Source organism: Streptomyces sp. NPDC020884 (genome assembly GCF_044333935.1).
Classification (GTDB): Bacteria; Actinomycetota; Actinomycetes; order Streptomycetales; family Streptomycetaceae; genus Streptomyces.
Genome location: NZ_JBIRRY010000015.1, coordinates 161,393 through 179,442, shown reverse-complemented (window position 1 = coordinate 179,442; position 18,050 = coordinate 161,393). Strand labels below are relative to the sequence as shown.

The 18,050-nt window shown below is 73.0% G+C and carries 4 protein-coding genes; all 4 read right to left on the bottom strand.

The window, feature by feature from the left end:
* Positions 1-31: 31 nt before the first annotated feature.
* Positions 32-7,147 (bottom strand): SDR family NAD(P)-dependent oxidoreductase, encoded by a 7,116-nt coding sequence (locus ACH4UK_RS35845; protein ID WP_398363258.1) that lies wholly within the window; start codon positions 7,145-7,147, stop codon positions 32-34.
* Entirely contained in the window at positions 7,141-13,923 is a 6,783-nt protein-coding gene (locus ACH4UK_RS35840; protein ID WP_398363256.1) for an SDR family NAD(P)-dependent oxidoreductase, read from the bottom strand. Before ACH4UK_RS35840 ends, ACH4UK_RS35845 begins: the two co-directional genes overlap by 7 nt.
* Before the next feature lie 217 nt (positions 13,924-14,140).
* On the bottom strand, positions 14,141-14,956 hold the full coding sequence (locus ACH4UK_RS35835) for an enoyl-CoA hydratase/isomerase (RefSeq protein ID WP_398363255.1): 816 nt from the start codon (positions 14,954-14,956) through the stop codon (positions 14,141-14,143).
* Complete coding sequence (gene fabD, locus ACH4UK_RS35830) at positions 14,957-17,326, bottom strand: ACP S-malonyltransferase (protein ID WP_398363253.1); 2,370 nt, start codon at positions 17,324-17,326, stop codon at positions 14,957-14,959.
* Positions 17,327-18,050 lie beyond the last annotated feature (724 nt).

Sequence of the window (18,050 nt, the reverse complement as noted above, 5' to 3'; positions counted from 1 at the left end):
GATCTCTTCCTTCTGCGTAAGGTGCCGCTGCTCAGCTGGAGGTGTTCTCGATGGGGATCAGCAGGTCGTTCAGGAAGGCCTCGCGGCCGGTGAACTGGGAGCTGAACCGCTGGATGAGCGTGCCGTCGGCGTCGTCGCCGCCGACCGCCGGCTGGGCGGTGCCCCTACCGCGCCGCTCCAGCTCCGCGCCTGACCCCGCGGACGGGACCCAGTAGCGGTCGGTGGCGAACGGATAGCCGGGCAGGCTCACCAGCGGCGGCCGGCTCTCCCAGATGCCGGCGAACGCCGCCGTGTAGCCCTGGCTGTAGAACTCCGCGAGCGCCGCCAGATGGTCCTGGTGCCGCTCGGCGTCGTGCCACACCGTCCTGCTGGCCCGCACCAGGCCGTCGATGAGCCGGCCCACGGTGCCGTTGGGCCGGAAGTCACGGCTCACCGTGCCGCGTACCAGGTTGGGGATCTTGGCTCCGGCCGCGGCCTCCCGCAGCAGGCGCACCGCGTCGTCCCGGTCCTGGACGATCACCGCGCAGCGGTGCGCGAAGTGGAAGCGGCCGGTGATCAGCGTGCGGCTGACCGAGGCCAGATAGCGGTCCTCGTCGTCCGGGCGCCCCTCCAGGTGGTCGGCCAGATCGGTCAGCCGCGCGCCGAGCGCCTCCTCCGTCTTGGCGGAGACCAGCAGCAGCTGGTGCTGCGGGGGCTGCTGTTCCTCCGGCGGCGTCCGGTGCACCGGGACTGCCGCGGGGGCCTCCAGGACGACATGGGCGTTGGTGCCGCTGACCCCGAACGAGCTGACCGCGCCCCGGCGGGGCCGGCCGGTCACCTGGGGCCAGGGCGTGGACTGCCGGTTGACGTAGAAGGGGCTCTTCTCCCATTCGATGTAGTCGCTGGGTTCCTCGCAGTTGATGCTCGGCGGGATGGTCTCGTGGCGCATCGCCGTCATCAGACAGATGAGGCTGACCAGGCCCGAAGCGGCCATGCTGTGACCGATGTTGGGCTTCACCGAAGTCAGCGCGCAGTAGCCGGTGCGGTCGGTGCGCTCGGCGAACGCCTCCGCCAGCGCGTTGATCTCGATCGGGTCGCCCAGCCGGGTGCCGGTGCCGTGGGTGACGACATGGTCCAGGGACTCCGGGGAGATGCGGTAGCGGTCGTAGACCGAGCCCAGCAGCCGGGTCTGGGCGGCGCCGCTGGGCGCGGTGATCCCACTGGTGCGACCGTCGTAGTTGATGCCGGTGCCCAGCACCGTGGCGTGAACGCGCTGCCCGTCGCGCTCGGCGGCCTGCTGCTTCCTCAGCACCAGCACGGCGACCGCCTCGCCCGGGACCATGCCGTTGGCCCGCTGGTCGAAGGCGTAGCAGGTGCGGTCGGGCGAGAGCATGTTGGCCTTGTCCATCACCACGTAGTCGTGGGCGGAGGACATCAGGCTGACCCCGGCCACGATCGCCGTGTCGCAGTCGCCGTGCCGCAGGCTCAGACAGGCCTCGTGCAGCGCGACCAGACCGGAGGAACAGGCCGTGTTGATGGTCAGGCTCGGTCCGGAGAGGTTGAGGAAGTACGCCAGCCGGGAGGCGAGGATGGAGGTGCTGTTGGAGGTGACCGTGTCGTCCCCGTCGACCAGATAGCGGTAGTCCCCCTCCTCCGCGCCGACGAAGATCCCGATGGTCTCCTCGGCGACGGTCGCCTCGCCGTAGCCGGCGTCCTCCAGGGCGCGCCACATCTCCTGCATCAGCAACCGCTGCCGCGGGTCGACGAGTTCGGCCTCGCGGGGCGACATCTCGAAGAACAGCGGATCGAACTCGGCGATGCCCGGCACGCTGCCGAAGGCGTACCGCAGGTCCGGCGTGCCGTCCTCGCCGGGCTCTTCGGCGCCGCTCCAGTCGGCGCGGCGGTCGTCGGGGACGTCCCGGACGACGCTGCGGCCCTCGGAGACGATCGACCACAGCTCGTCGACGTTCCGCGCGTCCGGGAAGCGCCCGGCCAGGCCGACCACGGCGATCGGCTCGTCCCGGGGGGCGGCCGCCGGGGCGGTGCGGGCGGTCGGCTCGGCGAAGCGGCCGGAGAGCCGCCTGCGCTCCCGGCGGGCGGCGGGCCGAGCCGCGGCGGCGGGCGAGCCCGGACGGTACAGGGCGTTCATCTGCTCGGGCTGGGCAGTGAGCAGATGCCCTTCCAGCCGGCGCAGCGTCGGGTGACTGAAGAAGCGGTCGGGAGTCAGCAGCAGGCCCAGCCGGCTGCTCAACTGCTGAGTGAACTTGGCGAGGTTGAGCGAGTCCAGACCGTAGTTGGCGAGGTTCTCCTCGGGGTCCAGCTGGTCCGCGGGGAGCTTGAGGACCTGGCCGGCGGCGTCCGCCAGCTCCCAGGCCAGGCACTGCGCCACGGTCCAGCCGCGCATATGGGCCCGCCGCCCGTCGCCCGCGGCCTCGCCGCCGGACGACGCCCCGGCATCCGCCGCCCGGGTGAGCACGAGGTCGCGCACGGTGGCGACCACCGTGCCGTCCTGCGCGGCGAGCTCGACGGTGAGCGAGCGGGTGTTGTCGTCGGCCGCCCCGCCCGGGGTGACCAGCGCCCAGCGGGCGGACCGCGCCGCGCCGCCGAGCCGGGCCTCGGCCACCGAGGCGGCGTCGCCCTGGGCACTCCCCCAGCCGAAGGCGCGGCGGGCCGCGACCACACAGAACTGGAGCTGCTCGGGCCGCAGCGCCAGCCGCTCGTCGCCCGACCCATCGGCGGGCAAGGGCAGTTCGAGCAGGAGACGGCCTGCGCCCGGCGCGTTCCGCAGCGTGGCGAGCGGCAGCACGACGTCACCGGTGGTGTCACCGGCGACCGTGGCGGCCCCGTCGCACACCAGGAACATCTCGCCGGTCTCGTCCGCCGCGTCCTCGCAGTAGACGGCCCAGTCGACGGTGTTCTCGCCGGACTGCCGCAGATCGATGCGGACCTCGGCGGTCGGGGCGCCACCGGCCGGCGGGGCGGCCTGCTCGTACCAGACCACATCGCGCAGGGTGACGTCCTGTTCGCGGCCGCCGAACCCCAGGACCACCGCGGCACGGGCCTGCTCCAGCAGCGCGCCGGGGGTCAGGACACCACCGCCCGGCTCGCCACCGGCGTGGGCTGCGGCGTCCTCGAACCAACTCTCCCGGCCGGTGAAGGCGGCGGCGAACCGCTGGCACGCCATGTCGGACACATTGCGGTGCACCAGCGGGTGGAGCTGTGCGGCGGCGGGAGGAGCCTCCGCGATGGTCGCCGCCGGCCTCGTCACCCAGTAGTCCGCGTTGTCGAACGCGTAGGTCGGCAGGTGCACCCGGCCCGGCGGAGTGGCACCCCACAGTTCGGCCAGGACGGCGGGCTCGTGGCCGAGGCAGTAGGCCCGCGCGAGCTGTAGCAGGCCCTCCCGGGCGCGCCCGCCGTCGGCCTGGGCGACCAGCGTCGACAGGGCGCGCGTCTCGGCCGCGGAGGGGTTGAACTCCCGGGGCACGGTGCCCCGTTCGGTACCGGGTTCGGGCTGCCCTGCGACGGCCGCGCGCAGCGCCGCCACGGCGTCCGCACGGTCGCGGACCACCAGCGCGCACCGCCGGGCGAAGTGGTGGCGGCCGGCGATCAGGGTGTGGCTCACCGAGGACATCAGGCCGGGACCCGTGTCGTCGGGGAGTCCGGCGAGATGGTCGGCGAGCTGCTCCAGCCGCCGCACCAGCGCCGTCTCGGTCTTCGCGGACAGCACCAGCAGCTGGCCGGACGCGGCGGGCTGGGCGCCGAGCCGGGCGAGTTCGCCGCGCGCGGTGCCCTCGCTCTCCACCACCACATGGGCGTTGGTGCCGCTGAAGCCGAACGCGCTGACCGCTCCGTGCCGCGGCAGAAGCCCGTCGTCGGGCCAGGGCCGCTGCTCGCGGTTGACGTAGAAGGGGGTCGTCCCCCAGTCGACGAAGTCGCTGATCTCCTCGCAGTTGATGCTCGGCGGGATGGTCTCCTGGCGCATCCCGGCGACCAGACTGATCAGGCTGACCAGGCCCGAAGCGGCCAGGCTGTGACCGAGGTTGGGCTTGGTGGAGGTCAGCGCGGCGAAGCCGGTGCGGTCGGTGTGCGGCCGGAACGCCTCGGTGAGGGCGTGGATCTCCACCGGGTCGCCGAGCCGGGTGCCGGTGCCGTGCGTCACGATGTGGCCGAGGGCGTCCGGGGAGATCCCGGCCCGCTCGTGCACATCCCTCAACAGGCTCGTCTGGGCCCGGCCGTTGGGAGCGGTGATGCCATTGGTGCGGCCGTCGTTGTTGATGCCGCTGGCGAGGATGGTGGCATAGCCGTGGTGGCCCCCGCGGGCCGCTCCGTCGCGCCGCTTGAGCACGATCGCGGCGACGGCCTCGCCGGGCACCATGCCGTCGGCCCCGCTGCCGAAGGCCCGGCACACGCCCTCGGCGGAGAGCATCCCGGCGCCCTCCATGCCGTCGTAGTCGCGCGGGGTGGCCATCAGGTTGGCGCTCGCCACGATGGCGGTGTCGCAGTCCCCGTGCCGCAGGCTCAGACAGGCCTCGTGCAGCGCGACCAGACCGGAGGAACAGGCCGTGTTGATCGCCAGGCTGGGTCCGGTCAGGTTCAGGAAGTACGAGAGGCGGGAGGCGAGTACGGCGTTGTGGTTGGAGGTGATGGCCTCCTCGGAGGCGGCCAGCAGACGGTAGTCGCCCTCCTCGACGCCGACGAAGACCCCGACCCGCTCCGCGGACAACTGCTGCCGACCGCAGCCGGCGTCCTCCAGCGCCTTCCACATCTCCTCCAGCAGCAGCCGCTGCCGGGGATCCATGGTCTCCGCCTCGCTGGGCGCGATCTCGAAGAACAGCGGATCGAACTCGGCGATGCCCGGGGCCCACCCGACGTGGCGCGTCCGGCCGTCGGCCCACTCGCGCCGCTCGGGCGGCATGGCCCCCACGGCTCCGCGCCCCGCCGACAGGTTCCGCCACAGCTCCTCGACGTCACGGGCGGCGGGGAAGCGCCCGCTCATCCCGATGATCGACACCGGCTCGTCCCGCGGCGCGGACCGCGAGGGCACGGCGCCGGGCGCGGACCGCTCGGCGCTCGCGGACCGCGGGTCGACGGGAGCCGGTGGGACGGAGGCCCGGGTCACGGGTTCCGGCTCGACGGTCGCCGCCGGATCGGGCGCCGGCTCGTCCGCCGGGGACGCCTTGGGGACGAACCGGCTGCCGTCGGCACGCCGGCTCCGCAGGGTGGCACGGCGGCGCGGTGCGGCGGGTGCGGTCCCCGCGTCCGCCGCGCTTCCGGTCTCCTCGGGGAGGGGAGCGGACGGTACGGGGGCGGGCGGCCGGGAGCCGGTGGGCTCGGCGGCGGGCTGCGCCGCCCGGGGGCGGTAGCGGTCGGCCAACTGGTCGAAGTGGCCGGTGAGCAGGTACTCGTGCAGCGTGCGCAGGGTCGGATAGCTGAAGAAGACGTGCGGTGTGACATCCACGCCGAGGCTCTCGGTGAGCAGGCCCGCGAACTCCACCAACGTGATGGAGTCGAAGCCGAACTCGCGGAGGTTCTCGTCCGCCGCCAGCTTGTCCGCGGGCACGAGCAGGATCTGGCTGACGATGTCGTTGAGTTCACGCCGCAGCCCGTCCGCGACGAGGTCGGCCGCGCTCTCGGCGGCACTCTGCCCGGCGATCCCTGCGGCGTCCCCACTGGCAGGGCGGGGCGGGTGGTCCTCCGGCACCCGGAGCATCCCGTGGATACGGTCCCGCTCCCCCGCCAGGGCCAGATACGAGGCGCCCGGCTGGGCCAGCAGCAGCCGGAACAGCCCGGTGCCCTCGGACGGCTCCAGATACCGCTGCCCGCTGGACCGCAGATAGAAGTCCCCGGCGGTCTCGTCGGAGAAGTTCATGCCGTCGCTGCGCCACAGCGGCCAGCTGATCGCCAGCCGTCCGGAGCCGGCGGGCTCGCTCCGCGCCAGCATCTCGGCGTACGCGACCTGGAACCGGTTGGCACCGGCGTAGTCGCCGCTGCCGAAGTCGCCCAGCACGGCCGCGCTGGAGGAGAAGTAACAGACGAAGTCGGGCGCGCCGCCCTGGTCGGCCTGGGCGGCACGCAGCGCGCTCTCCAGCGCGACGGTCCCGGCGACCTTGGGCGCGCGGACCCGTGCGAAGGTCGCCGCGTCCCGCTCGGCGATGCTGCCGTGCTGCTCCACCCCGGCGGCGTGCAGCACCCCGTCGATCCGCCCGAAGTGGCCCACCGCGGTGCGCACCGCCTCGGTCAGCGCCACCGGATCGCACACATCGGCCTGCCGGTACAGGACGGCGGCGGCCCCGGCCCGCTCCAGCTCCGCCAGCCGCGCCCGCACGGCCTCGTCCTCGGCCGGCCGGCGCCCCACGATCACCAGCCGAGCCCGGTACTCGCGCGCCAGCCAGGTCCCGAAGATCGCGCCGAGCCCGCCCGCACCCCCGGTGATCAGGTACGTGCCGCCGCCGCGCAGCCGGTCCCCGGCGGCGTCGACCGGGCGCAGCTCGGCCGGCCGCACCTGCTGCACCCAGCGCTGTCCGTTCAGGTGCAGGGTGCTGACGGGCCGCGCCCCGACCTCGTCGGCCAGGATCGCGGGCAGCCGGCCGGTGGCCTCGCCGTCCAGGCCGAGGACCGTCACGGAGGTGCCGGGGAGAACGAGGGGAATCGACCGTTCGAAGCCGAGCCAGGACTCGATCGCGCACCGCTGGCCGCCGTCGACGAAGGAGCCGCCGAGCAGGATGCGCCCCGGTGCGGGGGCCGCGTCGCGCTGCGCCTCCTGCGCGAGCGCCCGCAGGAACGCGCGCAGCGGTTCCGGGTCGGCGTGCGAGCCGTCGGCCGTACGCTCCGTGGCCCACAGATGGGCGACGGCGTCGATCGGGCCGTGGTCGGCGACCACCGTACGGAGCAGTTCGCGGAAGCCCTCCTCCAGGTCGCCGCCGACGGCGAAGCTGCCCCGGCCGGTCCGCCGGAACGCCGCACCCGGGGCGGCGAAGACCACGTCGAGGCCCGGGTGGCCGGCGGTCAGCCGGCTCCGGATCTCCTCCTGTCCACCGCCCTCGGGCAGCAGGACCAGAACGCGCCCGAGCCAGACGTCCGGGGCTTCGGGCGCCGGCTGTGCCGCCTCCCACGCCTGGGTGAACACATGCAGGTCGTCCGGCATGGACAGGTCCGGGTGGGTCAGCATGTCCCCTCATCTCCTCGGGCGAATCGAATGCCGGACAGACGGATCAGCAGGTGGCCGTCCCGGTCGCACAGGTCAAGATCGGTGGTCCCCGGGGCGGCGCCCTCGGTGACGATCGCGTAGCCGCCGTCCCCGCACGGGGCGTGGAAGGCGACCTCGGCGACCTCGGAGGGCTCCAGCGCGGCGGGGGCCCCGGAGCCGTCCCGTACCGCGGCGACCAGGAGCGCCGCGGTCAGCAGGGCGGGGTGGGTGACGAGGGCCTCCGGGTGCGGGCCCGCGGCCACCGGGGGGAGGCGCAGCTCGGCGAGCAGATAGCCCTCGCCGTGCCGCAGCTCCGCCAACGCCCGGTACGCGGGGCCCAGTCGCAGGCCCGCTCGGTCGAGGGCGGCCCGGTGCGCCGCAGGGGTGCCCAGGGGTGTGGAGCCGTCGAGGAGGCCGCGCAGATCGACGCGGTCGGCCGGGGCGGGCGGTACGAGGGTGGCATGCCCCTGGCAGAGAACCCGCACGTCGTCGCCGTCGGCGGACGCGTCGTCGGGCTCGTAGCAGTCGAAGTCCACCGAGCCGTCGGCGTTCTGCGCGAGCGCGATGTCGACCGGGCGGGGAGCACCGGAGCGGCCGCCGTGGGACTCGTGCCAGGCGAGGTCCGCGAGGCGCACCCCGGTGTCACCGGCGTCCCTGCCGTGGGCGAGGGCCACCGCGGCGCGGGCGGCCTCGATCCACACCGCGCCGGGCAGGCACGGGCGGCCGTCGACGCGGTAGTCGCCCAGCAGGGCGTCACCCTCGGACCAGCGGGACCGGAAGCGCTCCTCGGTGAAGTCCGAGACGTTCCGGTGCACCAGCGGGTGCGGGGCGGTGACGTCCGCCCCGGCGGCGGCCACCGCGGGAGCGGCCGCCGCCAACCGGTCGAGCAACGCCCTCGCCTGGTCGCCGGCAGCCGTCAACCCCTCCACCGCGCCGAGCAGTTCCCGGTCGTCCAGGTGGGGCGACGCCGCGTCGGACACCGGCACCGGGGCCTGCTCGGGCTCGCGCAGCCAGTGCCGTACCCGGGCGAACGGGTAGGAGGGCAGCTCGGCATGGCGCAGCGGTCCCTCGTGCAGGTCCGCCCAGCGCACGTCCGCTCCCGCGACCCAGGCCGCCGCCAGCCCGGCCAGGTCGCGGCGCTCCAGCGCGTCCCGCACCGTGGACTCGAACGACTCGGGGGCCGGGCGGGGGGCGTCCGGGTCGAAGGCGGTGATCCAGCAGCCCTCGGCGGGCGGGGCCCCGGCCGCGGCGGCGGTCAGCACATCGGCCAGCCGGTGCAGGTCGTCGACGAGGACCGCCATCCGGTGCGCCAGAGGCTGCCGCCGCAGCTGCGACTGGTAGGCCACCTCCGACAGCCGGAGGTCCCCGGTGCTGTCCTTGACCCGTGCCGCCAGGTCGGCGCAGTGCTCGGCCAGTCGGGTGCTGTCCTTGGCGGAGAGCACGACCAGGTGCGTCCCGTCGGCGGGACCGCGCGGCGGCTGCGGTCCGGTGTACTCCTCGACCACCACATGGGCGTTGACCCCACCGGCGCCGAAGGAGCTGATGCCGGCCCGCCGCGTCCCCTCGACCGCGTCCCAGGGCATCGGCCGGTCCGGTACGAAGAAGGGCGTGGCGTCGAACGCGATGTCCGGGTTGGGGGTCTCGGCGCCGGGCGTCGGCATGATGGTGCGGTGCCGCAACTGGAGCAGCACCTTGGTGAGTCCGGCGATCGCCGCGGCGGGTTCCAGGTGTCCGATGGTGGTCTTGACGCTGCCCACCGCGCAGCGCGCACGCTCCGGCGAGGCCGGACCGAACGCCTTGGTCAGGCCCGTGATCTCGATCGGGTCGCCCAGCGGGGTGCCGGTGCCGTGCGCCTCCAGCACACTGACCGTCGCCGGGTCGACCCGGGCGTCGCGCAGCGCGGCGGTGACCAGGTCGGCCTGGGCGTCGGGGCTGGGCACGGTGAACCCCTGCGTGCGGCCACCGGAGTTGGTGGCCGTACCGCGGATCAGCGCATGCACCCGGTCGCCGTCGCGCAGCGCCTGCGAGAGCGGCTTCAGCAGGACCGCGCCGACCCCCTCGCCCATCACCATGCCGTCGGCCCCCGCGCCGAAGGCCCGGCAGCTGCCGGTGCGCGACAGCATCCCCATGTGCGCGTACTGCACATGGCGCGAGGGGTGCAGGATCAGGTTGACGCCGCCCACCAGGGCGGCGCTCACCCGGCCCAGCCGCAGGTCCTGGGAGGCCAGGTGCAGCGCCACACCGGAGCTGGAGCAGGCGGTGTCGACCGAGAGGCTCGGTCCGGTGAAGTCGAAGGCGTAGGAGACCCGGTTGGCGATCTGGTAGTGCGCGGAGTACGGCAGCGTCGCACGGCCGTCGAGCGCCGCCTCCGCGCTCAGCACGGCGTAGTCCGGGGCCATCGCTCCGACGTACACCCCGACGTCACTGCCCAGGGTGTCGGGTGTGTGACCGGCGTCCTGCAAGGTCTCGTAGGCCACTTCGAGGAACAACCGCTGCTGCGGATCCATGAGTTCGGCCTCACGCGGCGAGATGCCGAAGAAGAGCGAGTCGAACCGCGCGACGTCGTCCAGCAGGCAGGCCCACTTGGAGTACGAGCCCGCCGGGTCGGTGCCCGAGGGGTCGAAGTACCGCGAGTGGTCCCAGCGATCCTCGGGAATCTCGGTCACGCTGCTCTGGCCGCGCAGCAGGCGGCGCGCCAGTTCGTCCAGGTCACGGGCGCCCGGGTAGCGTCCGGCGACCCCCACGACGGCGATCGGCTCGGGACCGTCGGCGGGCTCGGCGGACACCGTCGCGGTGCGGGCCGCCGGCCGGCGTACCCCGGTCGCGGCGCGGCCCGGGGCCGGGGCCAGGCCGAGTCGGTCCGCGACGGCCGCGACGACACCTCCGAGCGTGCGGTGCTCGAAGAGCAGCGTCCTCGGCAGGGAGCCGAACTCCCGCTCCAGGCGCACCGTCAGGTCGACGATGGTGAAGGAACTGAGCTGGAGTTCCTCCAGGGTCGTCGACTCCCGGAGCCGGTCCAGCGGCACCCGCAGCACCTCGTGGAAGGCCTCGCGCACCCCGGTGAGCACATCCGCGGCGTCCCCGCCGCGGGCGTCCGCGCTGCCGTCCGGGGCGTCGGTGGGGCGCTCGTCGGCGGTGATACGGGCGTGCACCTCGTCGATGCCGGTCAGCTCGGTGGCGATGACCACCAGGGACTCAGGACGCACGGCCACCGCAGCGGCCTTCGCCTCGTCCCCCGTCCCGTCCTTGTCCTTGCCGTCCCTTTCCTTGGGTTCCGCTTCCGCGCCGGACGGCTCCTCCTGCTCGGCCGGGTCCAGCGGCCGGAACGTCAACGCGGCCGCGTACTCCGCGGGCAACCGGTACACCAGGGCGCCGTCCGGACTGCTGGACCCGCCGCTCTCCCCGGATCCGGTGGATTCCGGTTCGGCGTGGTCCCCGGCGACGGAGTCCAGGAAGCGACGCACCGGGGCGTTGCGCTCGGTCGGGCGGAACGGTACGTCGAGCCGCTCGAAGCCGCCCCGCAGCGCCTGCTCGCCCAGATGCGCCAGCACCCGGTGCTCAACGCCGCGCCCCAGCACCCGGCAGCTCATCATCAGCCCGTCGACCACCAGCGCCTCGCCCGCCCCGCGGGTGAACGCGATGCTGACCAGCCCGTAGTCCCCGAAGCGGTCACTGACGGCGGTGGCCCAGCAGGTGCCGCCCTCGTCCGCCAGACCACGGATCTCGGACTCGGTGCGACGCACCGCGGTGGTGTTGAACTGGTTGGTGCGGTACGTGAGCTGGGAGACCCGCGGGGCCTGCTCGGCGGTGGCCTCCGCGATGGCGATGTCCAGGCCGAGACCCTCGATGAACGCCGAGTAGTCCATGGCCGACTCACGGAACCGGTCGCGCTCCTGCCCGGCCCGGTAGTAGTCGGCGCGGCGGCCGTCCTCGGCGGTCACACCGAGCTGGTCGAACACCCACAGATGGTCCAGGAGCGCCGGGAACCCGGCCGCGTCCCCGGGGAGGGTGAGGGTGAGCACCTGCGGGTGCGCGGCGGCCATCTCCGCGGTCTCCACCGGGTTGTCGTCGAGGAAGACGAACGCATCGAGTCCCAGACTGAGTTCCTTGCCCAGCGCCGCCATGTTGAGCGACTTGGGGTCCCAGTTGACCCGCCGTGCGGCGATGTGTTCCGGCCGCAGCACCATGTCCTCGCGCTCGAAGACGGCCTCGACGTCCTGCTCGACGTTCTTGCTCGCCAGGGCCAGCAGGACGCCGCGTTCCCGCAGCCCCAGCGCCCAGCGCTGGAGCCGCAGATGCCCTTCCTCCAGGACGACGCCGTCGGCCCCGTCCTCACCGCACACCCCACGCCAGAGGGTGTTGTCACAGTCCAGGACGAGCACCTTCGCCGGCGGCCGCAGCAGCGCCCGGACGGCGCGCATGGCGACGGTGGCGAGCGCGGTGTACGCCTGCGGGGTGTAGGGGATGTGCCCCAACTCCTCGCGCATGGAGTCGTGGTGGTCCGTCACCCGGTACAGCGGGCCGAAGTGGTCCCAGTCCAGCAGGTGCACCCCGGCCACCGGCTCCAGGGCGGCGCGGAGCGTGCGCTCGGCGTCGGCGAGATCGCCGGCGCGGGCCTCGTCCGCCAGGGCGTCCGGGGACGCGGGACACAGCAGCACGACCAGCGGGACCCGGCTGCGCCCGGCGAAGGACCGGACGGCGGCGGCGAAGTCCTCGGTGATGCGCGCAAGATCGTCATCCGGCCAGTCCTGCAGGCGCAGCAGCAGCAGGTTGCCACCCTGCCGGTTTGTTCCGAACTCACCGTTTACGTCCAGCAGTTGCTGGAAGATCTGTCCGTAGTCGGTGAACTCCACCGCGAGCGCCAGCCCGAGATGACCGCTCCAGAAGCGCAGCGCGCCCTCGATGGGCTGGGCGGTGAAGGTCGCGGAGACCACCAGCCGGCCGTCCACGGGCTCCTCGCCCTCGCCACCGCCGGACACCGCCGGCACGGACGACGCGGGCTCGGCGGCCGGGGTCGGGCCCCCGGTGACGGACACCGGGGACGCCGGGGACTCCGGGAAGTCCTCGACGAGTTCGACGTCCCGCCCGGACGCGGTGCCGGGGGCGCTCAGCCGCGCGACCAGGGTGGCGGCGACCACCTCCGGCTCCAGCGGCTGCTCCCCGCTCGCCGGGGCGTGGGTGAGCGTGGTGCGCAGTCGCGGCGGCCGGGCCACCACGCACCGTACGCGGGGCTGCTCGGCGACCAGCGAGCGCAGCAGACCCTCCAGCGCCGTCTTCGCGGCCACGTAGTGCGGCCAGCCGCGCGGTGGGTCGGTGACCGCGGCCGACGAGATGGCGAGGACGGTGCCGTCGTTCGCCGCGACGTCGGAGAGGAGGGCAGCCGTCGGGGCCTGCACCATGGCGAGCGATTCCCGCACGTACTCCACGAGACGGGCGCCGCCGTCGGCGCGGACGTCCATGTCGTGCAGCGGCGGGCAGGCGTTGAGCACCAGGATGTCGCAGCGACCCTGCTCGGCGATCACGCGTTCGCCCAGTTCACGGCACCAGTCGGGGTCGGCGCAGTCGCCCCCGGCGAGCAGCACGCGCCCGGCGGATTCCGCGAGCGCCTCGCGTACCTCCTCGGCGGCCTCGCGGCTCCGGTGGTACCCGAGGTAGACGGTGCAGCCCTGGGTGGCGAGGGCCTGCACCAGCGCGGCGCCCAGGCCGCGACTGCCGCCGACGACGACGGCGACCTTGCCGTCGAGCCGGTCCGAGGGCGGCAGCAGCTCGGTGAGCCGCTCGATCCGCGCCGAGGTCGCCTCGGGGCGGGCCCGCACCTGGATCTCGGCCTCGGCGACGGTCCGGGCGGTGCCGTCGTCCGGGTCCCCCGAGCGCAGCGAGCCCGTCACGGTGAGGGCGGCGAAGTCGGCGTGGAACGCGGTCACTTCGGCCGTGCCCCGCAGGGCGGGCCGGCCGTCGGTGCCGGTATCGCTCTCGTCGTCCGCGCCGGTGTCGTCCGCCTTCTCGGCGCCGGCGTCGTCCGCGTCGTTCTCATCGTCCGCGCCGGAGCCGTCCGCGTCGCCGGTGTCCGCTGCGGCCGGGAAGGTCAGCGCGATCCGGGAGAGCAGGGAGGCCTCGCCGGGGAGCTCCATGCCCGCGGTGTAGCTGCACCAGGCCAGTGCCGCCAACTGCGCTGCACCGACGCCCCGTTCATCGAGCTCCCAGTCGGCGACCAGCGCGTCCAGCTCGGCCCAGTCCGGCGCGTAGGGAGCCTCGACGGTCAGCCCGGTCCGGATCTCCGCGGCAGGGCGGGCGGCGGCCGTGGTGCGGCTCCACACCGCGCCGCCCCCGGTCGGGAGTTCAGCGGTCGGTCCCGCGGCATCGGCGAATCCCGCGTCCAGCGTCAGCACCGGCCGGTCGCCGTCGAACAGGGAGGCGCTGACACGTAAGCCGTCGCTCCCGGCCCCGGCCCCGTCCGCCTCCTCCGTGACCGCCCACCGGTAGGCGCGCCCGGGAAAGACCGGCGCGGGGAAGCGGATGTCCAGGCTCGCCAATCGCTGTCCGGGCCGGGGGCCGACGGCGGCGAGGGTCCGCAGCGCGGCCAGCACCCCGTGCGCGACGGGCTCCCCGAAGGGCGTACTCCGTGCGTAACCCGCGTCCGTGTGCAGGGGGTTGCGGTCACCGCTGGCACGGGCGAACCGCGCCACGTCACTGCTGTCGAGGCGGACGGTGACGACGGGCTCGTCACCGTGGCCACCGGCGGTCGCGGGCGTGTTCATGCGGTCACCTCGGCGCTGTTCGCACGCTCTTCCAGGACGTTGGCTGACGGACGGACGGGTTCAGCAAGCAGTACGGCGTACATGTCCAGGGTTCCTCGTCGCGGTTGGGCCGGGCAAAGACGTGAGGCGGGTGCCTCTGCCGGTCATGCCGGTGGCGGTGAGGGCAACCGCCGACAGCGGGGAGCCCGGCGCTGTCCGCCCCGGGCCGGGCCCGGAGTCATGAGGCGTCCCGAGCGGTGGAGGTCTCCCCGTGCGAGCCGTGACGCTCCCACGGGTAGATGCCGTGCTCCACGAAGCGGGTGATGCGCCGCAGGTTGGCCGGGTCGGAGAAGATCTCCCGGTTCGCGGCCACCGCGGGGTCGCGGTGCCTCTCCAGCGGGGCGATCTGCGTGCTCACGAACCGCTTGTACCGGGCGATGCCGTCGCCGGACAGCTTGCTCAACCGGCCCAGATGCCGGGCGAGGAGCGGGCCGCTGCGCTCGGCGCTGCTGTCGACGAGTCCCCACTCGGTGGCCTGCCGCGCGTCGACGGCCCGGGTCGTCAGCGTCAGGTAGTTGGCGCGCTGGAATCCGACGCGTCGCACCAGGAACGGCAGCACCATCGCCGGGTACAGGCCGAACAGCAGCTCCGAGAGGCCGAAGGTGGCGGTGGTGTCGGCGATCACGATGTCGGAGGCCGCGACGAAGCCGATGCCTCCGGCGTTGGTCCTGCCCCGGACGTGGGAGACCGTGATGTACGGGCCGGTGGCCATCCGCAGCCACAGGTCGTAGAGCGGCGAGGGGTCGTACTCGGCCGGGGCGCCGGTGGCGTCCGCCTCCGGCGCGGTGAAGGCGGTGAAGTCGGCGCCGACGCAGAAGGCCTCCTCGTCGCCCTCCAGCACCACGACGGTGGTCCCGTCCTTCTCGCAGGAGTCGAGCAGCGCGTGCAGCTCGCGGATCACGGCGTCGTTGATCGCGTTCTGCTGTTCCGGACGGTTGAACCTGACCCGGCACACCGACTTCTGACGGTGCACCACTATTGCTGAAGGTTCCATTCAGTCGGTCCCCACCGCGAGCAGTCGCCGCGCCATGAGGTCCGCGGCCTCCTGGAGGAGGCGGAGGTTGATCTCCGCGACCCGGCGGCGACGCCAGTCCTGGAGCTCGGTGCCCTTGACCCACTGGTTGAAGGCTCCGAGGGCGGGCCCGCAGTGCACCTGGTAGTCCACCCGGCCCTCGTCGGAGCCGCTGAGGGCGGCCTGCGTCGAGTAGCCGAAGTACCAGCGGAAGACCAGGGCCATCTTGTGCTTGGGGTCCTGATCCGCCTTCTCGATCTCGGCCGCGGGGTGGTGGGCGCGCACCTCCTGGTACACCTCGTCGAAGGTCCGGCCGAAGTACCGGGTCTGGAGCTGCCCGGCCGTCGTGGCGTCGATCTCGTCCAGCGAGTCGTGGCGTTTGTACAGCTCGTACAGCTTGTTGGCGCGGGCGGGGAACAGCACGCCCTTGCGCAGCACCTGCACACGGGAGCCGTACTCGAAGAGGTCGCCGGCCGGGGCGTAGTCGGTGTCCTGGATGTCGATGTCCTGGAGCAGGTCCTTGACCTGCTCGCTGGTCCCGGCCTCCGCGGTGCACTGGTTGATGGACCCGGTGGTGACGAAGTCCGCGCCCATCAGGAAGCAGGCCGCGGCGGCTTCCGGGGTGCCTATCCCTCCGGCTGCGCCGAGGCGGACCCGCTGCCGGTAGCCGTACTGGGCGGTCACGGTGTCCCGCAGGCGCCGGACGGAGGGCAGCAGGGCGAGCGCGACGCCCTGGTCGGTGTGGCCCCCGGAGTCCGCCTCCAGGCAGAGGTCGTCGGCGACGGGGAGGTCCGCGGCGAGTTCGGCCTCCTCGGCGGTGATCCGGCCCTGCTCCAGCAGTTGGCCGACCAGCCGGGCGGGGGCCGGGCTGAGGAAGGCCTTGGCGACCTCGGGCCGGGAGACCTTGGCGATGACGCGGTGGCGCGGTACGACCCGGCCGTCCGCCTCGCGGCGCAGCCCGGTCAGTCGGTAGCGGACCACGGCGGGCGTCAGCGTGATGAAGGCGGAGACCTCCGCGACGCGGATGTCGTGCCGCAGCAGCAGGTCGACGAGGCTGTCCTCCCACCCGGCGCGCCGCGGGTCGTGCACCAGGTTGACGCCGAACGGCGTGCCGTCGGTGAGGGTCTGCTTCAGCCGGCGGATGCCCGCCTCCGCCTGGTCGACGGTCTGGCCCGCGGTGCCGAGGAAGCCCAGCATTCCCGCGCGCCCCACGGCGGCGACCAGTTCGGGGGAGGCGATCCCGCGGTACATGCCGCCCGTGACACAGGCGTAACGCAGCCCGTAGTCCCGCCGGAAGCTCGCGCTGCCCAGGTCGGTCGCCAGGATGGTCCGGGCGGCGGCCGGTGCGGCGGAGGCGGTGTCGGCGGCGGTGACGGCGAGGGGGGCGGCGGCGGCCGGTGCGACGGTGGCTGCGGATGTGGTGGCGGGTGCGGTGACGTCCGTGCGCTGCGACGGCTCGTTGAGCAGGGCGGCCTCCCGCTCCTCCTCCGGCGTGACGATGAGGGGTTCGGCCTTGCGCCGGATGCTGCGCACCAGTCCGGTCAGCACCCGGCCGGGGCCGACCTGCGCCATCTCCTCCACATCCTTGCCCATCAGATAGCGCACGCTGTCGCACCATCTGACGGGGGACGAGATCTGCGAGACCAGGGTGTCGACGACGCGGTCACGGCGGTAGGGGCGCGCGGTGACGTTGGCGATGACCGGCACGGTGGGCGGACGCAGCTCGAACTGGTGGGCATAGGAAGCGAATTCGCGCTGGGACTCGACCATCTGGCGGGAGTGGAACGCCCCGCTGACCTTGAGTACGGAGTAGGACTGCGCGTTGGCCGCCATGAAGAGGTCCTTGGCCTGCTCGACGTCCTCGCGCGGTCCCGAAATGACCGTCTGGGTGAGGGAGTTGAGGTTGGCCACGTCGATGCTGTCGAGGCCGGAGTCCCGCAGGACGTCCAGCACCTCCTGCTCGCCGAGGCCCAGCACGGCGGCCATGCCGCCCCCGCTGACCTGCCCCATCAGCTCACCGCGCTTCTTGACCAGCCGCAGCCCGGTCATGAAGTCGAAGACGTCGGCGGCCAGCAGCGCGTTGTACTCGCCCAGACTGTGCCCGGCGACGTAGTCGGGGCGCGGCTTGCCCTCTTCGAGGAGCTGGTAATAGCTCAGCGCGTTGACGACGTACAGGGCCGGCTGGGTGTACTCGGTGTTGCCCAGGCGCTCCGGCTCGTCGAGACAGAGGGAGCGGATGGAGTAGCCGAGCACCTCGTCGGCGATGTCCGTGAGCTTCTTGAACTCATCGAACAGGTCGGCGCCCATGCCGAGTTGCTGCGATCCCTGCCCAGGAAAAAGGTAAGCGATCATGACGGTAAGTCAGTCCCCTCCGCGCGTCCCTGGAAGCCGGAGCGCCTGCCGTGTCACGGCCGGGATCGTCCAGCATCACTCGGGGTTACAAGAAAGGCGGAAAGCCAGGAATTCCTCAGATTCGACAGCCCGCCGGGCACCCCACTCGGAGAATTATCCATTCCAAGCGGAGTCAGCATGCAAACATGACCACAGGCGCATAAACGCAATCGCGGCACGCCATGCAGACAACACAAATAAGAGAGATTCGCTGCGCCCCCCGACTGACACTCCGTCACCAAAAAGTGAGGTCCCCGTTCCCCCCTCCGCCCACGAGAACTACATAGGAGGAGGTGGCGACCATTGCACCCCATGGGCTGACTCAAAATCAACCACCCCAGAGCTCGTTTACCGGATCGTAACGAAGCGCGGAGTTTCTGGACCGGCGGGACGATGGTATGCGCAGGTCACCGAATCATTCACACACCCCACCAAAGATGACCCACGCCCCGACCGGCGCCATCCGGTACACCGAATCCCTATTGCCATTTCCCCCGCATATCGACCACATCGGGCCAACAGCAGAGATATCCGACACCCGCGCCCGACCTGCGGTGTTCCCCGGACGAGCCCCCCAACGAGCCGCAAAATGAGCCGAGTTGACGAGGGCCGGAGCGGCCCGTAATCTTCTCCAGCCCTTCTGGTAAGCACAGGGCATGAGCGCCCGGCCAAACACCGGCGGCGC